Source organism: Arenibacter echinorum (genome assembly GCF_003259375.1).
GTDB classification, from domain to species: Bacteria; Bacteroidota; Bacteroidia; order Flavobacteriales; family Flavobacteriaceae; genus Arenibacter; species Arenibacter echinorum.
In genome coordinates this window covers 435,207-461,012 of record NZ_QLLN01000001.1, presented here as the reverse complement: position 1 = coordinate 461,012, position 25,806 = coordinate 435,207, and the positions used below count along the sequence as shown (strand labels likewise).

The window sequence follows — 25,806 nt, the reverse complement described above, 5'->3', positions numbered from 1 at the left end:
GGCCCGAGAGTGTGAAATTTATTTGATTAAAAATGAAAACTAACGAAATTAGAATTTTCTGTCCAGCTACCATAGCCAATGTTTCCTGTGGCTTTGATGTTCTGGGGCTTGCATTGGACTCCGTAGGTGATGAGATGGTGGTAAGGAAAACCAATGAAAAAGGAATAAAGATCACCAAGCTTACAGGGCAGGACCTACCCACCGAAACCCTTCAAAATGTTGCCGGGGTTGCTGGTTTGGCCTTATTGGCGGAAAGTAATCATGTTGGTGGTTTTGAAATCGAGATTTACAAGAAAATAAAAGCGGGCAGCGGTATAGGCAGTAGTGCCGCCAGTTCTGCAGGAGCGGTATGGGCCATGAATCAACTATTGGGTAGCCCCTTTAGCAATCTGGAGTTGGTAAAATTTGCTATGGAAGGAGAGCGATTGGCCAGTGGGGTTGCCCATGCGGACAATGTTGCCCCTGCCCTGTTCGGAGGCTTTACCCTGGTGCGCAGTTACCAACCTTTGGACATTGTAAAAATTCCGACCCCTCCAGAATTATACGCAACGGTAATACACCCACAAATAGAAGTAAGGACTTCAGACTCCAGACGAATCCTTAAAACATCCATTTCCCTAGAAGATGGCATTAAGCAATGGGGAAATGTAGGTGGCCTGATTGCAGGGCTATTTACCAATGACTATAACCTAATAGGCAGGTCTTTGGTAGACCATATCATAGAACCCATTAGATCCATTCTTATACCTGGATTCGACAAGGTAAAGGAAGATGCCATTGGAGCTGGAGCCCTTGGCTGTGGAATCTCTGGTTCAGGTCCATCTATCTTTGCACTAAGCAAGGGTAAGGAAAATGCCCTTAAAGTGGCCGAAGCCATGAGAAATGTATACGAAAAAATAGGGGTCGATTATGACGTACATGTTTCAAGAATAAACACGCAAGGCATTAAAATATTGGAAAGCTAATGTACTATGTTCTTCCGTGCATTTAAGCGGAACTAAAAAACTACAACTCACTCTAACACTAAAAAATATGAACTTTTATAGCCTAAACCAACAAGCACCCAAAGCATCCTTCAAAGATGCCGTTATAAAAGGAATTGCCCCTGATCGTGGGTTATATTTTCCAGAAACAATCGAGGCTCTGCCAAAAGATTTTTTTAAAAAGATAGAAGATTACTCCAATCATGAAATTGCCTTCTTGGCCATACAACAATTTGTAGGCAAGGATATTCCAGAAGAGGCGCTAAAAGAAATTCTTGCCGACGTTTTGGATTTTGATTTTCCGCTTGTGGAAATTGAGGACAAGGTGGCCGCACTGGAACTTTTTCATGGTCCTACACTGGCTTTTAAAGATGTAGGCGCGAGATTTATGGCAAGATGCCTTGGCTATTTTTCAACCGAAAACACCAAAGATGTAACGGTATTGGTAGCCACTTCCGGAGATACGGGAGGCGCAGTGGCGAACGGATTTCTTGGAGTGGACGGGGTTAAGGTTGTTATTCTATATCCTAGCGGAAAAGTCAGCGATATTCAAGAGAAACAATTGACCACATTGGGCAAAAACATTACTGCCCTGGAAGTTGAAGGTACTTTCGACGACTGTCAAAATATGGTAAAAACAGCTTTCTTGGACGAAAAGTTGATCCAAAACATGCAATTGACCTCCGCCAATAGTATCAATGTGGCCAGATGGCTTCCCCAAATGTTTTATTTCCTGTTCGCATACAAAGAGATGAAGTCTAAGGGCAAGGATATCATATTTTCCGTCCCTAGTGGAAATTTTGGAAACATCTGTGCAGGTATTATGGCTCAAAGACTGGGAATGCCCTGCAAACATTTTATTGCCTCAACGAATGTAAATGACGTTGTTCCTCGTTATATGAATACAGGGGCATATGAACCAAAAGCCTCCATTGCCACTATTTCCAACGCCATGGATGTAGGTGATCCCAGTAATTTTATCAGGATAAGACATTTGTACAAAGATAATTTTGAAGAGCTGTCCAAAAACATATCTTCTTATTCCTTTACAGATAATGAGACCAGAGAAGCCATGCTAAAATTATACAACGACTTTACATATGTGGCGGACCCCCACGGTGCTGTTGGCTATTTGGGATTAAAGAAATATCAACAAGCCCATCCGGATACCTACGGCATTTTTCTAGAAACTGCACACCCAGTGAAGTTCCTGGATGTAGTGGAGGATACAATTCGTGAAAATATTGATCTACCGGAAAGTATTGTAAAAATTATGGGTAAAAAGAAAAAGTCTATTAAAATCTCCCAATATGACGAGCTAAAAGGATACCTATTGGGTAAATAAATAGCTTTATCTCAGCTAAAGATTTTTTTGCACTTGGCCAATGCCGAGGCTATTACTTGGTGCATATCGTAGTACTTGTACTCGGCCAGCCTTCCCCCAAAAATAATTTCGTCCTTTTCGGACAAGGTCTTGTACTTGGAGTAAATTTCATTGTTCCTTAGATCATTGATAGGATAATAAGGCTCCTTATTACCAGACCATTCCGTGGGATATTCTTTGGTTACAACGGTCTTTTTCTGCGTTCCAAATTCAAAATGCTTATGCTCTAGGATACGGGTATATGGAATTTCTGAAGCTGTATAGTTTACGACTGCATTACCCTGGTAATTTTCCATATCCAGGGTTTCATGCTTAAAATCCAGACTCCTATATTCCAGCTTGCCATATCTGTAATCATAAAACTCATCAATCTTGCCCGTGAACACTAGCTGATCGGCCATTGCCATCAATTCCGATTTATCTTTAAAAAAGTCGACCTCTAAACGTGTTTCAATTCCATCCAACAAACCATTGATCAACTTATTGTAACCCCCTATGGGAATTCCTTGGTATTTATCATTGAAATAATTATTGTCGAACGTAAATCGCAAAGGCAACCTTTTTATGATAAATGCAGGTAGTTCGGTAGCCTTCCGCCCCCATTGTTTTTCCGTATACCCTTTGATCAACTTTTCGTAGATATCCCTACCAACCAGCGAAAGAGCCTGTTCTTCCAAATTCTTTGGATTTTTAACACCTACTTCCCTAACTTGTTCTGCTATGACCGACTTGGCTTCCTCGGGAGTCTTTACCTTCCACAACTGATAAAAGGTGTTCATATTGAAGGGCAAATTATAAAATTCGCCCTTATAATTGGCCACAGGTGAATTGGTATATCTATTAAACTCTACAAAACTATTTACATAATCCCAAATTGCTTTGTCATTGGTATGAAAAATATGCGCCCCGTACTTATGAACATTTATGCCATCAACTTCTTCGCAATAAACATTGCCCCCAAGATGTGACCGCTTATCGATTACCAAACACTTTTTCCCCTTCTTTTTAGCCTCATGCGCAAACACGGCACCAAAAAGTCCAGCTCCAACAATCAGGTAATCGTATTTCATTTTATGTTTATTAGAGCTTATTTTAATTAATAAAAAAAGTAAAACTAATGTATATTATAACGTTTATGAATTGAATTTAAAAAAAAAATCCGCTTTGCCATAACATGGTTATATTTGTAGAGCTTAAAGAACCGACCCAAAATGGCCAATTTATATTATATCTCACGAAATTATAAAGCTACCAACAGTGCGGCCTCCAAGCCAAAAACAGATTGTGAGCGGATCTTGGACACCATAGATTTCCAAAATTTGGGCTTTAAACAAACTACTTTTGCCAGTTCTGCCATAGGTGCGATAGTAAGTTTTTTTGGAATAACCAAGGGTGTTATTCTTTTGCCAAAAAATTCCACTTTGGCCATACAATACCCGCTAAGCAAATATTACAAATACATCACTACCATAGCCGGAATAAAAAAATGTAAAATAGTGTTGATAATCCATGATGTCAAATACCTCATGGGAAAAAACAAGGATATTGCCCGGGAAATGAAAAAATTCTCATGTGCAGATGTAATCATTGTACATAACGACAACATGAAAAAATGGTTCGAGCAACAAGGGTCCACTGCCAAATTAATACCCTTGTACATGTTCGATTATTTGGATAACAATAGCAGCTATACTGCTCCAGAACTTTCTAAAAATGGCTTATTCGATGTAGTTTTCGCAGGTGGTTTGGGAATGGCAAAAAGTGCCTTTATCTATAAATTGGATGCCTTAAAAAATAATAGCTTTCATTTGAAGCTATACGGTAGCGGTTTTATCAAAGGCGATGTGGACCCGGCCAATACCATCATAAGTTTTGAGGGCATGTTCTCTCCGGATGAAGTTGCAAAACACATAAGAGGTTCCTTCGGCCTGGTGTGGAACGGGAATTCCATAGAGGAATGTGCCGGACATTTTGGACAGTATCTTTTGTATAACAATCCCCATAAGACATCTCTATATTTGCTTTGTGGCCTTCCCATAATTATATGGGACAAGGCCGCCGTTGCCGCCGTAATTAAAGAACGCCAATTGGGTATTTGTATATCCTCCTTGGAGGAGTTGGATGGCAAATTAAAAAACCTAAGCAATGAGGACTACCAAAAGATGGTAAAAAATGTAGCTGAAGTTAGGGAACAAATAATTTCAGGTGGATTTTTGAAAAAGGCTATGAAAAAGGCACTCCTAGCCATATCCTAGTTTCCCTTATCGACCCATTTAATCCAGTGCTGGCAATTTAAAATGATCCAGCGGACTGGATTGTTTCATTACTGCCTCTATGGCTTCCGTGGTCCTAGGAGCCATTCCCGATAAATTAACAGGACCATTTTTAGTGATAAGAATATCGTCTTCGATCCTTACGGCTATCCCCCACCACTTTTTATCGCAATCGCTTCCCTCCGGTATGTAAATTCCTGGTTCAACCGTAATCACCGTATTTTCCTTAAAGGGCTGATAGGTTCCCTTATCATGAACATCGAGCCCTAAATAATGGGATGTGCCGTGCGGAAAGTATTTTCTGGCCTCCTCAGGGCTTCCAATTATTCCCAGCTTCATCAACCCCTTGGCAACAACCTTACTTGCAGCCTGCCCAGGAGCCTGAAAAGAAGCCCCTAATACACTAGCCTTTATTCCCGCCTCTTGTGCATTGTAAACAATATCATAAATTTGCTTTTGTTCCTTTGAAAATTTTCCATTTGCCGGAATGGTCCGGGTTACATCGGCAGTATAACCGTGATATTCAGCTCCTAAATCCATCAATACCATGTCGTTCCCCACCTTGGGTTTATTATTCTCTATATAATGCAGAATACAACCATTATTGCCGCCACCCACAATTGAAGGATAGCCCTCATATTCGGCACCGTACTTCTTATAAACAAACTCATGTACCCCTTGAATTTCCATTTCGGACATATTGGGGTGCATGGCCTTCATAACCTCAATTTGCCCTACTGCCGAAATCTCTACGGCCCTCTTTAGAAGCACCAACTCTTCTTTGGTCTTAATTTCCCTTAAGGTATTCATTATTTCCTCCAGCATGGCGCTGTTAAGGTTATTGGATTTCAATTGCAGGGCCACCTTTTCCTTAATTTCGATCCGGGACCTATCATCTGTGGCCTCAACAAAATCGACCAATAATTTATCCGATTTTAATTCCTGATTATAATTTAAATACCGCCCCAAGGTTTGGGCCACATTGGCACTATTTTCCAATTCCGTTGACTTGATCATGCCATAGAGCTGTTGTTTAGTGGCATCGTAATCTGACGGATAATTGGATTTTTCTTTAAATGAGCTTATCAAATCAAATATATCAGCGGGGTCATTGGTATCCCTAAAATCATTATTGAAATCGAAAAACAGCACATTTTCAAACTTGGAAAAATTAATATCGGCGTTTAAAAATTCTTCCGCATTAAAGGCGCGTTCAAAACCCAATTGCCCTTTAACCCCTTCTACTCCTAACCGTTTTCCATTCCATTGTTCGGCCTTTTCATCCCTTTTCTGGGCATAGAGCACCTCATCATAACTGTTCCCATCCTTATCCTTTTGCCTTTCGGAAAATATGAGCAAAATGGAATTAGGCTCCTTATATCCAGTTAAATAATAAAAATCCGGATCTTGATGATATATATAATCTACGTCGTTTGCCCTATTCCTAACAGCTGCGGCAAAAAATACAGCTACACTATTTGGAGGCATGGCCTTACGCACTTCCTGACGCCTTCCCTTATGAAAATCCGCACTTAAAAAATCGTTGGGAGTTTCCTGGGCCTGCAACCAAGACGTTAAAAAAAGAAATAAAGAAATCATTATCAAATTCCTCATAGTCATCATTAATTTAATGTTTAAAAATAATCAATTATAATACCACATTGATTAAGAATTGGTCGGAAATTTCGAAAAGCAAACCGGCCAACCGCATAAGGGACAAATAATAATCACTGCTCAGTTTAAACAAAATACCTACCTCCTCGTCAAATTATCAAAGCAGGAATCCAAATTAACATTAATTTGTGCAAAACAAAAAGTATATAGATTCTCCCTTCGATTAATTTTCGATATTTTTACGCCTCAAATTATTCAAATGAAAAACACCGCATTGACAAAAACCCATGAGGCATTAGGTGCCAAAATGGTACCTTTTGCAGGTTATAATATGCCTGTTTCCTATGAAGGAGTTAATATAGAACATGAAACGGTCCGCAAAGGAGTGGGCGTCTTTGATGTATCCCATATGGGCGAGTTCTTGGTAGGAGGACCTAAGGCATTGGACCTCATACAAAAAGTAACTTCCAATGATGCTTCCAAATTAACCATAGGTAAGGCGCAATACAGTTGTTTGCCTAACGAAACTGGTGGTATTGTGGATGATCTTATAGTCTATAAAATTAAAGAAGAGCAATATTTATTGGTAGTAAATGCGTCAAATATTGATAAGGATTGGGAACACATTAGTAAATACAACAAAGAATTTGGTGCAGATTTGCGCAATATATCCGATGGATATTCCCTTCTTGCCATTCAGGGTCCCAAAGCCGTGGAAGCCATGCAATCGTTGACCTCAATTGACTTAAGTGCTATAAAGTTCTATTCCTTTGAGGTAGCGGATTTTGGGGGCGTAGAGCACGTAATTATATCAGCCACCGGTTATACAGGTTCTGGAGGTTTTGAAATATATTGCAAGAATGAAGAAGTACAACAGATTTGGGACAAGGTTTTTGAAGCCGGTACCTCATATAACATAAAACCTATTGGACTTGCCGCCAGGGATACCTTGCGCTTGGAAATGGGCTACTGTTTGTACGGTAATGACATTAATGATAATACCTCGCCACTGGAGGCAGGCCTTTTGTGGATTACCAAGTTTAACAAGGATTTCGTAAATAGCGAATTCCTAGCCAAACAAAAGGAAGAAGGGGTTACCAAAAAACTGGTAGCTTTTGAGTTGGATGAGAAGGGGATTCCAAGGCACGATTATGATATTGTTGATGCAACAGGAAATAAAATAGGGGTTGTAACCTCGGGCACCATGTCGCCTTCCATGGGAAAGGGAATTGGTTTAGGCTATGTACCTACGGCCATATCCCAAATTGGCGATAAAATCTATATTCAAATTAGGAAAAATGCAGTTCCTGCTACCATAGTTAAACTACCTTTTTATAAGGCCTAACAGATGTAGCGATTGAGTTTTGCACAAGGAGGTGATAGAATGAACAAAATACTCATTTTAGGAGCAAGCGGTTTTATAGGCTATGCCATTTACAAGGAATTAAATTCCTATTTTGATACCTATGGCACTTATTACTCTTCAAGAAAGAGCTTTGAGAACAATCAACAGTTCTTCCGGTATGACCTTGAAGAGGATGATGTTCATGATATTTTGAACAAAGTAAAACCCGACTTAATAATTTCGGCCTTAAGGGGGAATTTCCAAGCACAGGTAATGGCCCATCAACATATGGTGGAATACATCCAAAACAGAGATTGCAAATTGTATTTTATATCCTCTGCCAACGTCTTTGATGCCTATAGCAAATACCCTTCCTATGAAAATGACAAGACCTTGTCCGAAAGCATCTATGGCCGACTGAAAATCAAAATAGAAAATATGCTGCTGAGGATACCTGTTTCTAAAATGGCCATTCTTAGAGTACCCATGGTTTTTGGCATAAATTCACCAAGAATTAAAGAAATAAAGAATGCCCTGACCAATAAGGAACCTATTGAAGTATTCCCCAATTTGATCATCAACGTCACTAACGATGATAAACTAACACAACAAATACATTACCTTATAAACCACAATAAGTCTGGCACCTTTCATTTGGGAAGTGTAGACCTAATACACCATGAAGATTTTATAAAGGAAATTGTAAGCCGCTTGGGCAACTACCAGCCTATTTATAAACGTGTTTTTACAACCAATGAAGACCGTTATTTGGCGGTGCTTCCAAAATCGAATCAGCTTCCAAAGAATCTATTATTTAACTATCAGGAGATAATAGACCATCATATCTTTAGTGAATAAGCCCCGCGGAATTGTACTGTTTTAATTAACTTTATAAAAAATAGCGACATGAAAAAATTATCTGAATCAGAAATAGAAAAACGATTGGAGGAATTGGACGGTTGGGATTATGTGGATGGTGCCATTGAAACCTCTTTTGAATTTAAAAATTTCAAGGATGCTTTCTCCGTAATGACCAGAATCGCCTTTGAATGTGAATCACAAAATCATCACCCAGATTGGAGCAATGTCTATAATTCCCTTAATATTAGACTATCTACCCATGATGCGGAGGGCGTTACGGAAAGGGATTTTAAGTTGGCACACAGTATTGAGGAAATTATCGTAAGCAACTAGCCTTTACACTTGCGTCAGTAGTAAAAATTGTTACATTTGTTCCATATTATTCTAATAAAACTAAGAAATGGGAAGAGCTTTTGAGTTTAGAAAAGCACGTAAAATGAAAAGGTGGTCCGCGATGTCAAAGGCCTTTACCAGAATAGGCAAAGACATTGTTATGGCAGTAAAAGAGGGAGGGCCAGACCCTAGCTCCAATGCGCGATTAAGGGCCGTTATCCAAAATGCCAAGGCAGTAAACATGCCCAAGGACAATGTGGAAAGGGCCATTAAACGGGCATCTGACAAAAGTTTGGGCGACTTTAAGGAAGTGCTTTTTGAAGGTTACGCGCCTCATGGAATTGCCATTTTAGTAGAAACAGCTACGGACAATAACACAAGGACCGTGGCCAATGTTAGAAGTTATTTCAACAAATGCAACGGGAGCTTGGGAACTTCGGGTTCTGTTGAGTTTATGTTCGACCATACCTGTAACTTTAGGATTCCTGCCGAAGGCATAGACCCAGAGGAATTGGAATTGGAAATGATCGATTTTGGGGCCGAAGAGGTTTTTGCAGATGAAGATGGTATATTGATATATGCTCCCTTTGAAAGTTTTGGGGCCATTCAAAAAGAATTGGAAAACAGGGAGATCGAAATTTTATCTTCCGGTTTTGAACGTATTCCGCAGGTCACTAAAGCACTAAGCGAGGAAGAAGCGGCCGATGTGGAAAAACTCTTGGAAAAAATAGAAGAGGATGATGATGTACAGAACGTATATCACACCATGCAGGAGTAATAATCACTTTATTAAAATAATGAAAAAGAGGCCCTCATCGGGCCTCTTTTTATTCTTCAATAATCTTTCTCTTTATATCAATTCCAATATTTGGAAACATTAACCTTTAGTGTAGTTCTTCTCCTGCTTCTATAAGCAATGATTTGTTCAGCGAAAGAAAGACCGTGCCATCATTTTCTGATGGCCTAACCGGGGTAATAAAATTGTTTTGTTGGTTTCCAGATTCTACAATGGGATTACCGTACCACTTATTTCCGTTATTCACAAAAGTATTATTCGTAATAGTAGTTTTGGAATCATGCTTAAAACCCCCACCGGTATTAAGAATTGTTCCTGTATTCCCTTGAAACAAGTTCCCGTCAAAAAGAGTATTATTGGCCCCTAGGGTATCCATGCCCCATGATGGTGTATCACCAATCTTACTTGAAAAGGTAAACAGCAGATGACCAGTATTGTTAACAAAGGTAGAGTTTAAGACTTGGTAACGGTTTACCCCCTTAAAACTGGCTATTTGATCATAATTCCCATTAAAGGTACACTTATCAATTTTCACAAAATGCTCCGTTGAAAAAATTAAGCCCCTGTTGTAACTAAATTTAGATTCCGTTATGATTATTTTATTGGTATAGTCGTTCTCATTATCTGAAGTAAAACTGGGAGTAGACCCCCAATAGCTCCTAAATAGGGTGGCAGAATTATTTTTAAAAACGGAATTGGAGATTGCAATGGTTGAATGGTCTCCTTTAGACCAAAACGCTGTTTGATTGGCAACTCCTGTAACCACTATTTCAGAGGCAGTTATGGTGGATCCCGAAGCCGCAAAAATAGTCCCATTATTATAACTATCCGCAGAATCGGTTAAGGTAAATCCAGAGATATCCAAACTAAACCCTTGATTAACCGTGAACATTAGGAACTGGCCATTACCTGAAATTACAACATCCTCTGACCCCGGTCCAACAATAATTAAATCGCTATTGATTTGTGGAAGATCCGAAGATAGTACAAGCGTGCCCCTCAATCCAGGTTGAAATTTGATTTCCTTGACATCAGAATCCTTATTGGCTAAATTTATAGCCCAACGCAAAGTACCTGTGCTACTATCGTCGCCAAGACTGGTAACCTTAACCTCAGTTTGTGCAATGGTCGTAGAAAAACAGAAGACGGCAATTAAAAAAACTATAATTTGACTTTTTTTCATTCTCAATGGAATTAATACTATAAACGCTGTTTAAAACAACATTATCCCTAACTGGAAATAGGCTTATACCTTGTTCCTTGATAACGTATTACAATCAAAATTAGTATTCCACACCTAAATAAGGTTTTATTAAGGCACCAATGATGTATAAGTGACTGAAAATGTTGTGTACAGCTCTTATTGAGCAGTTTGATTTTTAATGTTGCAAACCCTTGCTGCCTAAAATGTTGGTCTTAAGGATTGTATAGGCATGTTAATCCGAATAGGCTAGGTATGGCAAGAACAATTAAAAAATAGTCTTCGGATAGGACTAACCCGTTTCCGTGAAGCTATCAAAAAAAAAGGCCATTGCTTCCGCAATAACCCTTTTTAATTTTATATCCTTTATAAACTAAAACAAGAATCTCAATAAAAACTCATTGGTATTCTTGGCACTGGCCAATTCGCTCCTGGTACTTACCTCATAGGCATACCCAATTAACAATCTCTTTTTGATGCTAAAATTTACCAGACCGGCAAAAGCCCCATCGGTCCTATAACTGCCCCCCATACCAAAGTTGTCGTCAAAGGAGAGCATTGCGTTGAAATCTACCGAAACCGGTGCCCCGCTTACATAACGTCCCATGGCCGATGGCCTTAGCATTAGGTTAGTTGCTGGATTCAACAAAAACTCATAGCCTGCCGTAGCGTACGCATGTGGCTTGGCCAATGCCGCCGTGGCCACACCGTTGTCGTTGTCTGCACGATCGGTGGACAAAAGTCGTGGTACCGCAAGGGAAGCGTACCATTTTCCGCTCTTCAACAAGGCCCCTACCCCTACATTGGGGTTAAAGCGGGAAATAGACGAGATACTGGGGTCCGTATTTACGTTGTAGGTCTCCAGGCCCGAAGTGTTCACGCTGTAGGCATTGCCCCCGGCTTTTAGCCCAAGATAGAGCTCCGTGCCTGCTGACAACTGTAGCCTATAGGAAAAATCAATGCCAGTAAAGGTCTGACTCTCCACAAAGGTATTGCTGTTGTAAAGGGATATCCCAATCCCTAAATTTTTGCCCAAGGCGGTCCCAAAGGATACTGCCTCCGCACTGGGGGCATCCGGGATGCCAGTCCATTGTTGCCTAAAGGTGGCGGTTACCATAGTTTCCCCGTCTACTCCAACATAGGCAGGATTATAGGAGTTCATATGGTACATGTAATTGGTAATCACCCCTTCCTGTTGGGCAAACGTGGTACCGCCCACTAATAATAGTGCGCCTAAAATAATCTTATTGTATATCTGCATGCTATGTATGTCTTTTATCTTCGTTAATGGAGTTGTTAATTTGAACTGATATAAAGCCAACCGTCCTGGTCTACCTTACCATCTCCCTCAAAATCGATCTGGAAATAATACGATCCGGAATTAGGGAGTTTGGCACCAAGATCTTTGTAACGACCGTCCCAGGTGTTCTGATAATTCCTGGCCGAGAACACTTCTTTACCCCAAGAGTTGAATACCCTTACCATAGAATTAGGAAAATTCTCAATATTAGAAATCACCCAGGTATCGTTGATGCCGTCCCCGTTGGGGGTAAAGGCTTGGGAAGCGTTAAGCTCTACCGTATCACATACATCACCTTGGCCATCGCCGTCACGGTCTTCCTGGCCAGGGTTGGAAAACATTGGACAATTGTCCAAGGAATCCTGAATACCATCGCCGTCCTGGTCCTTTTGTGAATCGGAGCAACCATTTGTGTCCGCAATCTCATCCGATGCGGTATTGGGACATTCGTCCAAAACGTTGTTCACTCCGTCGTTATCATCATCCTTTTGGCTCTCGCTACACCCTTGGGCATCCACAGCCTCATCTTCAGGAGATTCAGGGCATTGATCTTCTGCATCGTTGACTCCGTCAAAATCACTGTCCTTCTGGGAAGCTGAACAGCCATTGGCATCCACTGTTTCTCCAGCTGCTGTATTGAGGCAATCGTCCATATCATTATTCACACCATCACCATCGGTATCTTTTTGGGACGTGGAACAACCATTGGCATCCACGGTTTCTCCAGAAGGAGTATTGGCACAGATATCAACATCGTCCATAACTCCATCATAATCAGCATCTTTTTGACTATCTGAACAACCATTGACGTCTGCTGTTTCTCCTGATGGTGTGTTAGCACAGGTATCAATAGCATCTGAAATACCATCGTTATCTGCATCTTTTTGACTGTCTGAACAGCCATTGGCATCGACTAGTTCTCCACTTGGAGTATTGTCACAGACATCGATATTATCCATGATACCATCATTGTCACTATCCTTTTGGGAATCCGAACATCCATTGGTATCTACTGCTTCCCCACTTGGAGTATTCCCACAGGTGTCAACATTATCCATGACACCGTCATTGTCGCTATCCCTTTGGGAATCCGAACATCCATTGGTATCTACGGTTTCCCCCAATGGAGTATTCGCACAAGTATCAACATTGTCCATGACACCATCATTGTCACTATCCTTTTGGGAATCCGAACATCCATTGGCATCTACACTTTCTCCTGTAGGTGTATCATCACAAGTATCAATTACATCAGACACACCATCATTGTCACTATCCTTTTGACTATCTGAACAACCATTTGTATCTACTGCTTCCCCACTTGGAGTATTCCCACAGGTGTCAACATTATCCATGACACCATCAATGTCGCTATCCCTTTGGCTATCCGAACAACCATTAGAATCCGGTGTTTCTCCAGTTGGTGTATCTGCACAGGTATCAACATCGTCCATGAGGCCGTCGTTATCGCTATCCTTTTGACTATCTGAACATCCATTGGCATCTACACTTTCTCCTGCAGGTGTATTATTACAAGTATCAATAGCATCAGAGACACCATCATTGTCACTATCTTTTTGACTATCGGAACAACCATTGCTATCTATTGTTTCTCCGCTAGGCGTGTTGGCACAGGTATCGGCATCATCCATAACACCATCGTTATCGCTGTCCTTTTGGCTATCCGAACAACCGTTAGAATCCGGTGTTTCTCCAGATGGTGTATCTGCACAGGTATCAACATCGTCCATTACGCCGTCGTCATCACTGTCCTTTTGACTATCGGAACATCCATTGGCATCTACAGACTCCCCACTAGGGGTACTTGAACATAAATCAAGGGAATCATGTATTCCGTCCTGATCCGAATCTAAAAAAGGTTTTTCAAATACTATATTTCCCAAAAAATCACTGGAAGAAGTAGATATTGTACTTATATTCCCCGAGATAAGATCCACATGTTTTAATACATTTGAGGACACAACATACAAGAATGAACCTGTTGGATCAATTTCCATATGACTTACAGAACCTGTACTGTAGGTAACTGTAGAAAGTGAGTGCGCATTAGTACTAAGATTTCTTTCTATAACCTTTACTCCACTCCCAGTTCCAACATAAATTCTAGAACCGTCATTATTTAAAACTACATCAACTGGTCCTCCTACATTAACATAATCAATTACCGAATTGGTATTAGTATTTATAATGGCAATATCAGACGAATGATTGGAGTTTGCAACGCCATTTATATCCGTCATCAATGTAGGATCATCTCTACAGACACCATAACCCCAACCAGTATTACATACATATACAAAATTATCATCTGAACTTATATTTAACCTTGTTGCCCCTGAAATACCGGAATGTATTTTAATTTCATTCCCCGTAGAAGTATCATAAACAGAAACTCCTTTTTTCCGAGGATCCAAATTTGCCACATATAGTTTGGTTCCGGTTGAATTGAGCGCCAATCTTACACTTTGATAGGCTTCATTAGGATTTTCCACAGTGCAGGTTCCTGTATTCCTGCCAACAAAATTGGTACTCAACTGAGTGTTAAGATCATAAATATTAACACTATATGCAGCTGCCGTATAAATCTTGCCCCCAGAGGGAGAAGATACAATACCACTTTTACCAGAAAAATTACTAATATTTCCTATTATAGAATTATCTGATAAATCTATTATTTTAGTACCACCGCCACAATTATAGCAATCCTGAAAAAGATATTTATTATCATTACTAACACCAATTGTTCTTTCGTTATTACGCCAATTTGTATCGCCAGAAATTGGACCTATAGTTCCAGACAAAGTATGGGTTTCGGTATTGATAATTTGAATATTACCTCCTTTTAATGCAGAAACGTAGGCTTTGTTCTGAGAAAACAATGCTAAAGGAGTCAATAGTAAGAAAAATAGAATTCTGATAATACTTTGTTTATTCATATTCGGGGGATTTGGTTTTTATTTATATTTTGTAGTCTATTTCTTAATAGTATAATTGCGTTACGCTATGAACAAGAATAGCTACAATGGAGCCAAAAGTAGCAATACACCGATATAATTGGTAGTTAATCCAAGGTAATGATGTATAAGTGTAAAATTATGTTGTGAAATATCCTATAAGCGTAGTCGGATTTTAGTGTAGGAAAATTAATCGATTGCAATCCCCAAAAATGTAGGTGATAACACACATAATCAATGCCTGAAATGTGGAATTATAGATATAATTCTAAAAATTAGTTGGACAGTATCAATTAGTATATTTAGGAAACAAAAATGAATCCTGTAACCGGGAAGAAATAAAATTTACTCAATTCAAAAACTATTTGCAGGAATCTTGCCCACCACACCCTTGAAGAAAGCTTTATAAGTGGCAAAATCATTCTCCTTGTTCTCCGTAGGATATTGAGGCTTGGAAATTTTGATCTGTTTTTTTCCAAAGTCGAACGCCACCATTACAATGGGAACCTTGGCCGCCTTGGCGATAAAATAGAAACCTGTCTTCCATTCCGTAACCTTTTTTCGGGTTCCCTCCGGGGAAAGGGCCAATCTGAACTTTTTATTATGATTAAATATTTTAGCCGTAGCACTCACGGTATCCATATTTTTACTTCTATCGATGGGAGCACCGCCCATCCAACGAAAATACCAACCAAATGGAGGTTTAAACAGCGCTTTCTTTCCTATAAAATGAATATCCTCATTCAAAACCCTCCTAATCAAAAGTCCCAAAAAAAAATCTACCCAACTGGTATGGGGCACCACAATAACAACACATTTGTCAACCTGAGGAAAGGTACCCACCAATTTCCAACCTAAAATTTTAAAATAAATAAATTTGGCAAGGGTATGCATAAACCATTTACTATTTAAACTGTTAGGAGCCTTTTGTACTTGATCGAGTTTTTCCTATTGATCATTATCTGCCTTGATCCCGTTTGCTACCAACCTAGCATTAGTTGGAACCTACAGAATCATGTTCGTTGGTTGATTATATTTTTTGATAGATCGACTTTAATTTTTCAGGGGTTATAATAGTGCGCCATTCCTTTCCAAGGGCATTTTCCCATAAGGGCACAAGACTAAGGGCCACATTGATCATAATTTCAAAATCATCATTGGTCAGTTCACTGCAGATGCCTTTTGGCAGCTGAATATAGTGCTTTTCCCTCATTTTATTAAATAATTCCACCCCTTCAGGATAGAATTCCATCAAATGCTGGAACACCAAACAGTTCCCTATTCCATGTCTAACTCCCAATAAATAGGAAAGGCCATAACTCATAGCATGTGCAACCCCTACCTGTGAATAGGCAATGCTCATACCCCCATGCCAGGAAGCCATCATTAATTTATTTCTAGCATCATCCTCTTGCAGATCTTCCAAATAGACCTGCTTACATAATTCCAGTGCCTTTTCACCATAGCTCTGGCTAAAAGCGTTTAAAAAAGTGCCATTGAGGGATTCTATACAATGTATAAAACAATCCATACCGGTATAAAACCACTGCTCTTTAGGCACCCCGGTTGTTAAATCGGGATCCAAGAGCACTTGGTCAAAAGTGGTATAATCTGAGTTTATTCCCAATTTTTTCTCAGGCCCCAATAGTACCGTTGTTCTGGACACTTCCGCACCGGTACCACTTATGGTAGGTATACCTACATGATATATGGATGGTTTATTTACCAAATCCCAACCTTGATATTGATAGGCATTGCCCTTATTGGTCAACAAAATGGCCACGGCTTTGGCAAGATCCAGCAAGGTGCCTCCACCAATACCTATAATTCCAGAAGGTAATTTGGTATAATCGTTTTTGATTTTCTGGACCAAGACATCTACTTGGTCCGTTTTGGGTTCCTCGTCCGCCGAAATGAATATTATCTGATCGTTAAAAATTAACGGTATTCTGGAAATTAGCCGGCTGCCTTCGAAAACATCGTCCACCAAAAAAATAAACGGTGCCTCGGAATTAATCCGTTTTGGCAACAAAATCTCGCCCAACTGCCCAAAACAACCTGCACCAAATATAACCCGTGGCACCATGGGAAAGTTCTTGTAATTCGTCTTCAATTCAGGGCTTATAATTGTGTTGATATTTTTACTCTTTATGTCCATAAACTTATTTAAGATACTCTAAAATATCGGAGATTGTGCCTAAGGTAAGATGATCATTGTTATGTTCCTCCATCTTTACTTCTTCGTGCTGCCATGTAGTATGAAAGGGAATATGTACGGCTTTTGCACCAATTTTCAGTATAGGCAATACGTCCGATTTTAAAGAATTGCCAATCATTAAAAACTCCTCCACAGGAATTTCCAAATGCTCCAATAGATTCTTATAATTTTCTTCCTTTTTATCGCTCAGAACTTCTACATGATGAAAATATTGGGACAGGCCAGATTTTTCCAATTTCCGCTCTTGATCCAACAAATCCCCTTTGGTCAATACTATTAGACGATATTTATCCTTTAATGCTTCCAATACCTGCTCCACACCATCCAATAATTCCACTGGGTGCGACAACATTTCCTTCCCTAGATTCAAAATTTCCGTAATCGTTGCTTGGGAAATTCTATTATTGGACAGATCCAGGGCAGATTCTATCATGGATAGCATAAAACCTTTAATACCATAACCATATAGCTCAAGGTTCTTGATCTCGGTTTTAAACAGCTCCTGATCTATTTGATTCTTAGTTTCATAACCGTCCAAAAGACTGGCAAATTTTTCCTCCGCATTCCTAAAATACGTTTCATTTACCCAAAGGGTATCATCGGCATCAAAACCAACCACTTTGATATTGCCAAAATCTATTTCCATACCTTCTTTGCTTTTTCCAAATCTTCCGGAGTGTCAATTTCTATTCCTGTAACACTAGTTTCTACCATCTTTATTTTCTTGCCATATTCCAGATAGCGAATGGCCTCAATCTTTTCCGTCGCCTCCAATATAAGCATGGGCAGTCTCTGAAAATCCATCAACGCACTTTTCCTAAAGGCATAAATTCCTTTGTGTTTAAAATAAGGTATATCCAACTCCCTTGACCTTGGATATGGAATTGGGGCCCTGGAAAAATAAAGGGCAAAATTTTGATTATCCACAATTACCTTCACAGTATTGGGGTCATTGATCTCTACCCAATCGGTAATCCTAGTCATTAGGGAAGCTAAATCTATTTCTTTTTTAACGTCATCCTTAAAAACTTCGATAACACTGGCCAGGCTTTCCCTGTCCGTAAATGGTTCATCTCCCTGAACATTTACGATGATATCAACATCCATGGATTCCACTGCCTCGGCAATACGATCGCTTCCACACTCATGTTGCTTAATACTCATTATTGCTTTGCCTCCTATGTCTGTAATGGTATCAAATATGGTAGGACTGTCGGTAACTACATAAACTTCCTGAAACAAACCAGTTTTTAGCGCTGCTTCATAAGTTCTTTGTATAACAGGTTTCCCCTGTAGGTCCTGCATAAGTTTACCCGGAAATCTGGAGGCTGCATAACGAGCCGGTATCATTGCAATGATTTTCATTAGTAGATATTTATTGTTTTTTAGCAGTCATATGCAATACGCATATCTTCATTGATTTTTCGACCAGTTTTGGGGTCATGCTCATTTCACACGAAAATTATTTAAAATTAAATTGGATTATGTTCTCGGTCTAAACTTTCTATATAACCTATATATAACAATCAATATTATAAGGACCAAGAACCCAGCAAGAATAGGGGCGAAAATTGATGCTGTAGTTACTACTGCCGCAGTTCCCGTTTCCATAAGACCTATTACAGGATTGGCCGTTCCCCCTGTGGTGACCGTAGAGGCCAATCTGCCGGTAGCCGAAGCTCCTTTTATTGCGGTGGCCGTTCCCCCTCCAGCAATTATAGCCAAGGTCCAGGTAATCACTGGATCTAAATTGGAAGCTGTTGACACCATGACAGCGGTACCGGCCAAAGCAGCCATAGGTATTGCAAAACTATCCAACAAATTATCCAACCAAGGAATAAAATATGCGAAAATTTCCACAATAGTGGCAACGCCAAGTGTTATTAGGGCGGCCATACTTCCTACCCATTCCCAATTTTCATTTAATTGCCATACATCAAAGTAAGCGGCCAAACTTAGAGCAAACAATGGCAAAAAAATCCTAAAGCCTACCGATGCTGCCAGTCCAATACCTAAAAATATGCTTAAAACGGTCTCAAAAGTCATATTCCCTTACTTTAAATGCGAAATTAGGCTATTCCTAATCAACAAAAAAATCGTCCTTAAAGCCTATAAGATACAATTTATGCTTTGCCCTGGTCATGGCTGTATACAACCAACGAAGATATTCCTTATCAATTCCATTGGGTAAATACGGCTGTTCCACAAACACGGTATTCCATTGGCCCCCTTGGGACTTATGGCAGGTAATGGCATAGGAGAATTTAACTTGGAGCGCATTAAAAAACTTATTGTTCTTTACTGCCAAAAACTTTTTGTATTTGGATTTCTCATCGGCATAGTCCTTCATAACTTCCTGATAAAGACGGTTACCATCATCATAGGACAAAGATGGGGTCTCTGCCATAATGGTATCCAACAAAAGCACGGTTTCAAACGGTTTTTGATTGGGATAATCTACCATTTTCACCTTGACCTCGGCAAATTTAAAACCGTACAACTCTTTAATGGCAAATATCTCCAATACTTCAATGATATCGCCGTTGGCAATAAAACCGGCCTCGGAGGTAGGCTTTAACCAAAAATAGTTGTTTTTTACTACCATCATATAGTCCCCTGTGGCCAACTCGTTCTCCAGGTAGAGGATCCTATTCCTGATATTCTCATTGTATAGATTGGCCCGCTTATTGGAACGTACTATAATAGCGGTTTCCTCTTTTCCATTTTGGGAATATGATTCATCTATTGCCTCTTGGATATCATTCCCATCCACCAATCGAACTATATCTGTATAATGACTGACAGAAAACTTAAAATCATCAAAATACTCCCCTTGCAGCTGCTCCCTTAAATTGGTTGCATTTACCAATATTCCAGAATCCTCCGCTTGTCTCACTACTTCGTCCAACTCCAATAACACTACTTCCTTATTATAATTCAAGGCCAATTGGTCCTCGTTCAAAGCCGGACTAATATTCAAATGTACCGGTGGCAACTGGGCCGTATCACCAATGAGTATCAATTTACAATTATGTCCTGAATACACATACATTAGTAAATCGTCCAGTAACGATCCATTTTCCATCAATTTGGAATCAGTGGGAGTATCCGGAATCATGGAGGCCTCATCTACAATAAAAATGGTATTTCTATGCTTATTGGGCGATAATACGAACTGTACCCCACCCCCACTCTGTTTTTTGGGAAAATAAATTTTTCTGTGTATCGTAAAAGCCTGTGTTCCGGAGTAATTGGACATTACCTTTGCCGCCCTACCTGTAGGAGCCATTAAAACAGCCTTCATCGTGGTCTTCCAAAGATTGGTCACAATAGTACCAACAATGGTAGTTTTTCCAGTACCTGCAAACCCTTTTAACATAAAAACACTATCCTTTTCCGTAGATAAAACAAAACTTGCAAGTTTTTGCAAAGCCACTGACTGCTTGGCAGTTGGATCATGCGGAAATTTGTCTGTCAGTAGTTTAAAAAAAGTAGCATCGGTTATAGAAGTCATAGGTCATCAAAGATAATCAGTATTTTTAAGGTCAAATACTTTTACCATTAAAAAAAAATTGTAGATTTGTGACAACCACTAAATAAAATAACACTTACAAAATGAAGACCATTTTACAAATTTTCCTTTGGATAGTATCTATCGTGTTGGGTTATATGATATATAATTCTGTGAACGGCCCAATTGAATTTAAGAAAGTTAAGCAAGAACGTTTTGCTAAGGTAATATCCAATTTGAAGGACATTAGAAATTCACAAGAAGCCTATAAAACTGTAAATGGCAGATATGCAAAGGATTTCAATGCCCTTGTAAGTTTTGTTGATACCGGCAATTATACCATAACCCAACAGAGAGATTCCTCTTATTTGGAGTATGATAAGAATTTTGGTATCGATATGCTGAAAGAAGTTAAAATAGTAGATACACTTGGTACTGTTTCTGTTAAGGATTCCTTATTCAAAAAAGACGATCGTTTTAAGACAATGATGAATGTTCCTTATGCTCCTAATGGCGAAAAATTTGAAATGAAGTCGACCATCATCGAAAAAAGCGGTTACAAAGCTCCAGTTTTCGAAGCAAAAGTTAGCAAGGATGTTGTTTTACATGACCAACCCAAAGCTTTATTGGCTAGGGAGAATAGCCAAATTAATGTAGATGAGGTTAACGGTAATGTAATTAAGGTTGGATCTTTGACCGAGGTAAGCACCAGTGGAAATTGGCCATCTATATATGACAAACGAAACGACCAATAGCATTTTAGAAAATTCTAAATCGGAATATCATAAATTGTCCATTCAAGTTAGCTTGAATGGACTTTCTTTTTGTGTCCTGGATACACTTTCCAACACCATTCTTGCTTCTGAAAGGCTGGTGTTTGAAAATGAACTTACCCCATATGCCGTTCAAAAGGAAATAAAGCAGCTTTTTGAGAAAAATAAAATAAGGGATGTAAAGTTTTCAGAAGTCGTTGTAATTCATAGGAACAATCTTTTCAGCCTAGTCCCAAAGCCACTTTTCAACGAAGATGAATTGGCCAATTATCTAAAATTCAATGCCAAAATCCTGGCAAACGACCATCTGGAATATGATGAAATTAAAAGCTTGGACATGGTAAACGTTTATGTTCCCTTTATGAACATAAACAATTATATATACGACCTTTTTGGCGAATTTGAATTTATGCACCATGGCACGGTCATGATCCAGACCTTGACAAACCATCATGGAAACCAAAATGAACCCATTTGTTACGTACATCTCATAGAAGGACATATGGACATCGCCGTAATTTCCAACAAAAAATTGATTTTATACAACAACTTCAGTTTTGCGACCAAGGAAGATTTTATTTACTATCTACTATTTACCTTGGAACAATTGAAATTGGATACGGAAACCACTAAACTTAAACTTTTTGGATCTATTGAGGAAGGTGATGAACTATACAATATGTGCCATCAATATGTAAGGGACATTTCCATTTTCATTCCTTCCAACACTTCATTTTATCATTTTGGGGAATCGGATAAGGAAACTATAGATTTTACTCTACTAAACACTCTTTAATGCGTATTATATCTGGTAAAAACAAAGGCCAAAGACTAACTGCTCCCAAAAAGCTCCCTGTCCGCCCCACCACAGATATGGCTAAAGAGGCCCTCTTTAACATACTCAACAACCAATACTACTTTAACGAGGTAAGTGTATTGGATCTATTTGCAGGGACTGGAAACATCAGTTACGAATTTGCCTCCAGGGGCTCGGAAAGCATTACAGCCGTGGATGCAGACTTTGGATGTATTAAGTTTATTACAGCAACATCCACTGACTTGAACTTCCCTATAGTGGCCATCAAAAAAGATGTTTTTCAATATCTGGAAACTAACCCTGTAAAAGCGCATATTATATTTGCCGATCCGCCCTATGATCTTTCCCCTGAAGAGTTCGATACTATTCCCAAACTGGTATTTGAAAAGCAGCTACTGCTAGAGAATGGTGTTTTGATCATTGAGCATTCCAAACATACCGATCTATCACATTTGGAACATTTCACCAACCAAAGAAGATATGGCGGTAGTGTTTTCAGCTTTTTCGAATGGACGGAAGAATAACTAAAGTCTAATACAACTGAATTACATTGAAATGATACCACCTACTGAGACATTAGGTAGTTGCTTTAACGCCTGCAACGCTGTTAAGTGCACATTATACAGCCTGGGGCGGCATTAACTGAAAGGACTTCTCCTTTACTTGCATAATCAAAATGATACCGCCTGGGGCGGCATTACCCAAAAAAAACACTTTTATAATCAATGATACCGCCTGCGGCGGCATTAATTCGACTACGCATTTGCTGCGCAAATGCTGTCTCATTAAAAAAAAGCAGGTCATAAGCCGGATTCTGTTAACCTTGAATTGCTTCATGGCCTCCCTATCATTTATCTAGGCCAATGGTTGCCCAAAGGCTCTAACCGCCTACCCTTCAGCTTGGGCGTGCAGCCCTCAAACACTGATTTACATGACGTTGCACCGTATAGAGTTTACCTGGTTTCACTACAGCATAACCTGTACATACTTTCTGTTGCACTTGTCCTCATCTCTCGACGGACGGGCGTTACCCGCTATACTGCACTATGGTGTCCGGACTTTCCTCCCCCCACGGAACGCGGGGAGCGATAAGGCGACCTGCTATTGCAAAGGTAATTCAATTGTTGATAAATAAAGTACTAAAGAAAGTTAAATAGGCCCTTTAATGCAATGCTATTTTTATATTTGTACTTAACCCATCGGGGTATTATTTTTACACCGAATTTAAGTTAATAGCCTTGGAACCTTTTATAGTATCCGCCAGAAAATACAGGCCCCAAACATTTAAGGATGTTGTTGGGCAACAGGCTATTACCAATACCCTTACTAATGCCATAGACAATGATCACCTGGCTCAGGCACTATTGTTTACGGGTCCCAGAGGGGTAGGAAAAACTACTTGTGCCCGTATTCTGGCAAAGCAGATCAATCAAGATGGTAGAACGAACGAAGATGAGGACTTTGCCTTTAATATTTTTGAGCTGGATGCCGCATCTAACAATTCGGTAGATGATATAAGGGAGCTTACAAGTCAAGTGCGCATACCCCCACAAGTTGGAAAATACAAGGTATACATTATTGATGAGGTGCACATGCTGTCCCAGGCCGCCTTCAATGCTTTCTTAAAGACGTTGGAGGAACCACCCGCACATGCCATATTTATATTGGCCACAACGGAAAAGCATAAGATTATACCTACAATACTGTCTCGCTGCCAGATATTTGATTTTAAGCGCATCACAGTTAAGGATGCTGCCGAATACCTTAAATATATCGCGGAGAACCAAGAAATAGAAGCTGAAGACGATGCACTTCATATCATAGCCCAAAAAGCTGATGGCGCTATGCGCGATGCACTTTCCATCTTTGACAGAGTAGTGAGTTTCTCGGGCAAAAAACTGACCAGAAAAGCCGTAACCGAGAATTTAAACGTTCTGGATTACGACACCTATTTCGCTGCTACGGATCTTATTCTAAAGCATGATATTCCCGGCTTACTCATTCTTTTTAATGAAACCTTGGCCAGGGGGTTTGATGGACACCATTTTATAAGTGGCCTAGCTTCACATTTTAGGGATTTAATGGTATGCCAGCATCAGAACACTATAGAACTCCTGGAAGTTGGGGAGGAGGCAAAAAAACACTACAGCGAACAATCCAAAAACACAACTAGTGGCTTTCTTTTATCGGCGATCGATTTGGCCAACGATTGCGACATAAAGTACAAGTCCAGTAAAAATCAACGTCTTCTTGTTGAATTGACCTTAATGAAATTAGCCTCTATCGATTTTGATGGAGAAAAAAAAAAGTCTGAATCCTTAGGGAATGGTCGCAACAAACCAGATTTTATTATCCCCGCCTCCTTTTATAAGGTTAGTCGTCCTACCGCTGTAGCGAAAGAAATCCAGTCCAACCAAACGGAGGCAAAAACCACCCCTACCAAAGCACCGATTACCGAAAGCGTCATTGTAGAGGAACAAACTCCCCAGAACCAAGCTTCCCCTTTACATACTTCCACAAAGACACACAAAAGTGATGGGAGTGGATCCGTAAATGTTGCCCAGGAGTCCAATCCAGCGCCTAGGACCAAAATCAACATAAAATCTGCCGAAAGGAGGGTTTCTGGTCTTTCACTTTCCAGCTTAAAGGCCAAAAAGGAACATCAACTGAATAAAAAAGAAGATGTTATTGATGAAAGCAACCTTCCCAAAGCCAATTTTATAGAGGCAGAAATGCAAAAACATTGGGCAGATTTCGTTGAAATTTTGGATAATGATGGGCGTAAAATTTTGGCATCCAACCTGCATTCGGATGTTCCCAAGCTTACGGATAATTTTACTATTTGGATAGAATTGCCAAATGGCACCATGAAAAAAGAAATTGAGCGGGAAAAGTACGACCTTATGGAGTATTTAAAACTAAAGCTCAACAACCACTTTATACAACTGCGAATAACTGTAAACGAGGCCACTGCCAAGAAATTTGCATTTACCCCAGAAGAAAAGTACATGAAATTAAGGGAAAAAAATCCGGCTATAGATCTTTTGCGAAAAGAGTTCGATTTAGATATTTAGCGCCCTTCCAACCTTAACCCTCCAAACATAGAACAACATTACCAAAGCATTAATTATGAGTCCCAAGGACTCCCTAGCATGTTCTATATTATCTATATTTCCCCCATCTATTGAAACTCCTTCAAAGTAATCAGGCCAAAAAATCCACGCCCCAATTAAATAAGCAAACGATAGCACAACAGGAATCAATAAATTCAATTTGCCAAGGAAAAACAAAAATGATGCCCCAGCCGCTATTCCGTAAATGAAGTACCACATAAAGGCATCCGGGTCGTTGTATTGGACAAATGCCGCCCAAACAAACAATACGGTAAATACCCCCGAAAATATCTTGGAAAAAAGCCTCAT

Annotated in this window: 23 protein-coding genes and 1 other RNA gene; 11 read left to right on the top strand and 13 right to left on the bottom strand. The window is 39.6% G+C overall.

Annotation, left to right across the window (positions count from 1 at the left end; genetic code table 11):
• Positions 1-32 precede the first annotated feature (32 nt).
• Together LV92_RS02020 and thrC are read left to right on the top strand one after the other, a co-directional pair.
• Complete coding sequence (locus LV92_RS02020; protein ID WP_111622000.1) at positions 33-965, top strand: homoserine kinase; 933 nt, start codon at positions 33-35, stop codon at positions 963-965.
• A 67-nt stretch (positions 966-1,032) separates the two neighbouring features.
• On the top strand, positions 1,033-2,328 hold the full coding sequence (gene thrC, locus LV92_RS02015) for a threonine synthase (protein WP_111622324.1): 1,296 nt from the start codon (positions 1,033-1,035) through the stop codon (positions 2,326-2,328).
• A gap of 11 nt (positions 2,329-2,339) precedes the next feature.
• Here thrC and glf read toward each other — a convergent pair whose 3' ends face one another.
• Positions 2,340-3,437 carry a UDP-galactopyranose mutase gene (gene glf, locus LV92_RS02010; protein ID WP_111621999.1) on the bottom strand — a complete coding sequence of 366 codons (1,098 nt, stop codon included), beginning with the start codon at positions 3,435-3,437 and terminating at the stop codon, positions 2,340-2,342.
• Positions 3,438-3,578: 141 nt separating this feature from the next.
• Here glf and LV92_RS02005 point away from each other — a divergent pair, with 141 nt between their 5' ends.
• Positions 3,579-4,622, top strand: coding sequence for a beta-1,6-galactofuranosyltransferase (locus LV92_RS02005; protein ID WP_111621998.1), 1,044 nt, complete (start codon positions 3,579-3,581; stop codon positions 4,620-4,622).
• Positions 4,623-4,640: 18 nt separating this feature from the next.
• Here the strand turns inward: LV92_RS02005 and LV92_RS02000 are convergent, their stop codons facing one another.
• Positions 4,641-6,254, bottom strand: a complete 1,614-nt coding sequence (locus tag LV92_RS02000) for an aminopeptidase P family protein (RefSeq protein WP_111621997.1) — start codon at positions 6,252-6,254, stop codon at positions 4,641-4,643.
• Positions 6,255-6,513: 259 nt separating this feature from the next.
• Here LV92_RS02000 and gcvT point away from each other — a divergent pair, with 259 nt between their 5' ends.
• From gcvT to LV92_RS01980, 4 genes are all read left to right on the top strand, one after another.
• On the top strand, positions 6,514-7,599 hold the full coding sequence (gcvT, locus tag LV92_RS01995; protein WP_111622323.1) for a glycine cleavage system aminomethyltransferase GcvT: 1,086 nt from the start codon (positions 6,514-6,516) through the stop codon (positions 7,597-7,599).
• A 39-nt stretch (positions 7,600-7,638) separates the two neighbouring features.
• Positions 7,639-8,457 (top strand): sugar nucleotide-binding protein, encoded by an 819-nt coding sequence (locus LV92_RS01990; RefSeq protein ID WP_111621996.1) that lies wholly within the window; start codon positions 7,639-7,641, stop codon positions 8,455-8,457.
• A gap of 48 nt (positions 8,458-8,505) precedes the next feature.
• Positions 8,506-8,793, top strand: coding sequence for a 4a-hydroxytetrahydrobiopterin dehydratase (locus LV92_RS01985; protein ID WP_111621995.1), 288 nt, complete (start codon positions 8,506-8,508; stop codon positions 8,791-8,793).
• Positions 8,794-8,860: 67 nt separating this feature from the next.
• Positions 8,861-9,571, top strand: coding sequence for a YebC/PmpR family DNA-binding transcriptional regulator (locus LV92_RS01980; RefSeq protein ID WP_111621994.1), 711 nt, complete (start codon positions 8,861-8,863; stop codon positions 9,569-9,571).
• A 106-nt stretch (positions 9,572-9,677) separates the two neighbouring features.
• On the opposite strand, the gene LV92_RS01975 is transcribed toward LV92_RS01980, so the two are convergent.
• The 9 genes from LV92_RS01975 to LV92_RS01935 all read right to left on the bottom strand — a co-directional run bounded on the left by LV92_RS01975 (position 9,678) and on the right by LV92_RS01935 (position 20,797).
• Entirely contained in the window at positions 9,678-10,772 is a 1,095-nt protein-coding gene (locus tag LV92_RS01975) for a right-handed parallel beta-helix repeat-containing protein (protein ID WP_111621993.1), read from the bottom strand.
• Between the two features lie 391 nt (positions 10,773-11,163).
• A complete protein-coding gene (locus LV92_RS01970) occupies positions 11,164-12,051 on the bottom strand; it encodes a PorP/SprF family type IX secretion system membrane protein (RefSeq protein WP_111621992.1) in 888 nt (295 codons plus the stop codon).
• Positions 12,052-12,086: 35 nt separating this feature from the next.
• Entirely contained in the window at positions 12,087-15,047 is a 2,961-nt protein-coding gene (locus LV92_RS22110) for a thrombospondin type 3 repeat-containing protein (RefSeq protein WP_111621991.1), read from the bottom strand.
• Between the two features lie 372 nt (positions 15,048-15,419).
• On the bottom strand, positions 15,420-15,959 hold the full coding sequence (locus tag LV92_RS01960) for a 1-acyl-sn-glycerol-3-phosphate acyltransferase (protein WP_111621990.1): 540 nt from the start codon (positions 15,957-15,959) through the stop codon (positions 15,420-15,422).
• Positions 15,960-16,095: 136 nt separating this feature from the next.
• On the bottom strand, positions 16,096-17,223 hold the full coding sequence (locus LV92_RS01955) for an iron-containing alcohol dehydrogenase family protein (RefSeq protein WP_245946214.1): 1,128 nt from the start codon (positions 17,221-17,223) through the stop codon (positions 16,096-16,098).
• Between the two features lie 4 nt (positions 17,224-17,227).
• Positions 17,228-17,929, bottom strand: a complete 702-nt coding sequence (locus LV92_RS01950) for an HAD family hydrolase (RefSeq protein ID WP_111621989.1) — start codon at positions 17,927-17,929, stop codon at positions 17,228-17,230.
• Complete coding sequence (kdsB, locus tag LV92_RS01945) at positions 17,920-18,648, bottom strand: 3-deoxy-manno-octulosonate cytidylyltransferase (RefSeq protein WP_111621988.1); 729 nt, start codon at positions 18,646-18,648, stop codon at positions 17,920-17,922. The genes LV92_RS01950 and kdsB overlap by 10 nt, the downstream gene beginning before the upstream one ends.
• Positions 18,649-18,765: 117 nt before the next feature.
• Positions 18,766-19,329, bottom strand: a complete 564-nt coding sequence (locus LV92_RS01940) for a DUF4126 domain-containing protein (RefSeq protein ID WP_111621987.1) — start codon at positions 19,327-19,329, stop codon at positions 18,766-18,768.
• Between the two features lie 34 nt (positions 19,330-19,363).
• Positions 19,364-20,797: an ATP-dependent DNA helicase gene (locus LV92_RS01935; protein WP_111621986.1), complete on the bottom strand. Its 1,434-nt coding sequence runs from the start codon at positions 20,795-20,797 to the stop codon at positions 19,364-19,366.
• 101 nt (positions 20,798-20,898) lie between these two features.
• On the opposite strand from LV92_RS01935, the gene LV92_RS01930 reads away from it, so the two are divergent.
• The 3 genes from LV92_RS01930 to LV92_RS01920 are packed head-to-tail and all read left to right on the top strand — an operon-like array spanning position 20,899 to position 22,908.
• The gene (locus tag LV92_RS01930) at positions 20,899-21,549 is read left to right on the top strand and encodes a hypothetical protein (RefSeq protein ID WP_111621985.1); all 651 of its coding nucleotides are present in this window, start codon (positions 20,899-20,901) and stop codon (positions 21,547-21,549) included.
• Entirely contained in the window at positions 21,527-22,363 is an 837-nt protein-coding gene (locus LV92_RS01925) for a DUF3822 family protein (RefSeq protein ID WP_111621984.1), read from the top strand. The genes LV92_RS01930 and LV92_RS01925 overlap by 23 nt, the downstream gene beginning before the upstream one ends.
• Positions 22,363-22,908: an RsmD family RNA methyltransferase gene (locus tag LV92_RS01920; RefSeq protein WP_111621983.1), complete on the top strand. Its 546-nt coding sequence runs from the start codon at positions 22,363-22,365 to the stop codon at positions 22,906-22,908. Before LV92_RS01925 ends, LV92_RS01920 begins: the two co-directional genes overlap by 1 nt.
• A gap of 264 nt (positions 22,909-23,172) precedes the next feature.
• Here LV92_RS01920 and rnpB read toward each other — a convergent pair.
• Positions 23,173-23,489: RNase P RNA component class A (gene rnpB, locus LV92_RS01915), an RNA gene on the bottom strand.
• A gap of 133 nt (positions 23,490-23,622) precedes the next feature.
• Here rnpB and LV92_RS01910 point away from each other — a divergent pair.
• Positions 23,623-25,458: a DNA polymerase III subunit gamma/tau gene (locus tag LV92_RS01910; RefSeq protein ID WP_111621982.1), complete on the top strand. Its 1,836-nt coding sequence runs from the start codon at positions 23,623-23,625 to the stop codon at positions 25,456-25,458.
• Here LV92_RS01910 and LV92_RS01905 read toward each other — a convergent pair.
• Positions 25,447-25,806: a transmembrane 220 family protein gene (locus LV92_RS01905; protein WP_111621981.1), complete on the bottom strand. Its 360-nt coding sequence runs from the start codon at positions 25,804-25,806 to the stop codon at positions 25,447-25,449. The two genes, LV92_RS01910 and LV92_RS01905, sit on opposite strands and share 12 nt — an antisense overlap.

What these genes read in the sequence shown, in the direction of transcription:
- LV92_RS01935 (WP_111621986.1), bottom strand. Translation starts at nt 20,797, where the DNA reads ATGACTTCTATAACCGATGCTACTTTTTTTAAACTACTGACAGACAAA.
- thrC (WP_111622324.1), top strand. Translation starts at nt 1,033, where the DNA reads ATGAACTTTTATAGCCTAAACCAACAAGCACCCAAAGCATCCTTCAAA.
- LV92_RS22110 (WP_111621991.1), bottom strand. Translation starts at nt 15,047, where the DNA reads ATGAATAAACAAAGTATTATCAGAATTCTATTTTTCTTACTATTGACT.
- LV92_RS02000 (WP_111621997.1), bottom strand. Translation starts at nt 6,254, where the DNA reads ATGAGGAATTTGATAATGATTTCTTTATTTCTTTTTTTAACGTCTTGG.
- kdsB (WP_111621988.1), bottom strand. Translation starts at nt 18,648, where the DNA reads ATGAAAATCATTGCAATGATACCGGCTCGTTATGCAGCCTCCAGATTT.
- LV92_RS01990 (WP_111621996.1), top strand. Translation starts at nt 7,639, where the DNA reads ATGAACAAAATACTCATTTTAGGAGCAAGCGGTTTTATAGGCTATGCC.
- LV92_RS01980 (WP_111621994.1), top strand. Translation starts at nt 8,861, where the DNA reads ATGGGAAGAGCTTTTGAGTTTAGAAAAGCACGTAAAATGAAAAGGTGG.
- LV92_RS01905 (WP_111621981.1), bottom strand. Translation starts at nt 25,806, where the DNA reads ATGAGGCTTTTTTCCAAGATATTTTCGGGGGTATTTACCGTATTGTTT.
- LV92_RS01970 (WP_111621992.1), bottom strand. Translation starts at nt 12,051, where the DNA reads ATGCAGATATACAATAAGATTATTTTAGGCGCACTATTATTAGTGGGC.
- LV92_RS01950 (WP_111621989.1), bottom strand. Translation starts at nt 17,929, where the DNA reads ATGGAAATAGATTTTGGCAATATCAAAGTGGTTGGTTTTGATGCCGAT.
- LV92_RS02005 (WP_111621998.1), top strand. Translation starts at nt 3,579, where the DNA reads ATGGCCAATTTATATTATATCTCACGAAATTATAAAGCTACCAACAGT.
- LV92_RS01925 (WP_111621984.1), top strand. Translation starts at nt 21,527, where the DNA reads ATGACAAACGAAACGACCAATAGCATTTTAGAAAATTCTAAATCGGAA.
- LV92_RS01985 (WP_111621995.1), top strand. Translation starts at nt 8,506, where the DNA reads ATGAAAAAATTATCTGAATCAGAAATAGAAAAACGATTGGAGGAATTG.
- LV92_RS01930 (WP_111621985.1), top strand. Translation starts at nt 20,899, where the DNA reads ATGAAGACCATTTTACAAATTTTCCTTTGGATAGTATCTATCGTGTTG.
- gcvT (WP_111622323.1), top strand. Translation starts at nt 6,514, where the DNA reads ATGAAAAACACCGCATTGACAAAAACCCATGAGGCATTAGGTGCCAAA.
- LV92_RS01920 (WP_111621983.1), top strand. Translation starts at nt 22,363, where the DNA reads ATGCGTATTATATCTGGTAAAAACAAAGGCCAAAGACTAACTGCTCCC.
- glf (WP_111621999.1), bottom strand. Translation starts at nt 3,437, where the DNA reads ATGAAATACGATTACCTGATTGTTGGAGCTGGACTTTTTGGTGCCGTG.
- LV92_RS01955 (WP_245946214.1), bottom strand. Translation starts at nt 17,223, where the DNA reads ATGGACATAAAGAGTAAAAATATCAACACAATTATAAGCCCTGAATTG.
- LV92_RS01960 (WP_111621990.1), bottom strand. Translation starts at nt 15,959, where the DNA reads ATGCATACCCTTGCCAAATTTATTTATTTTAAAATTTTAGGTTGGAAA.
- LV92_RS01940 (WP_111621987.1), bottom strand. Translation starts at nt 19,329, where the DNA reads ATGACTTTTGAGACCGTTTTAAGCATATTTTTAGGTATTGGACTGGCA.
- LV92_RS01975 (WP_111621993.1), bottom strand. Translation starts at nt 10,772, where the DNA reads ATGAAAAAAAGTCAAATTATAGTTTTTTTAATTGCCGTCTTCTGTTTT.
- LV92_RS02020 (WP_111622000.1), top strand. Translation starts at nt 33, where the DNA reads ATGAAAACTAACGAAATTAGAATTTTCTGTCCAGCTACCATAGCCAAT.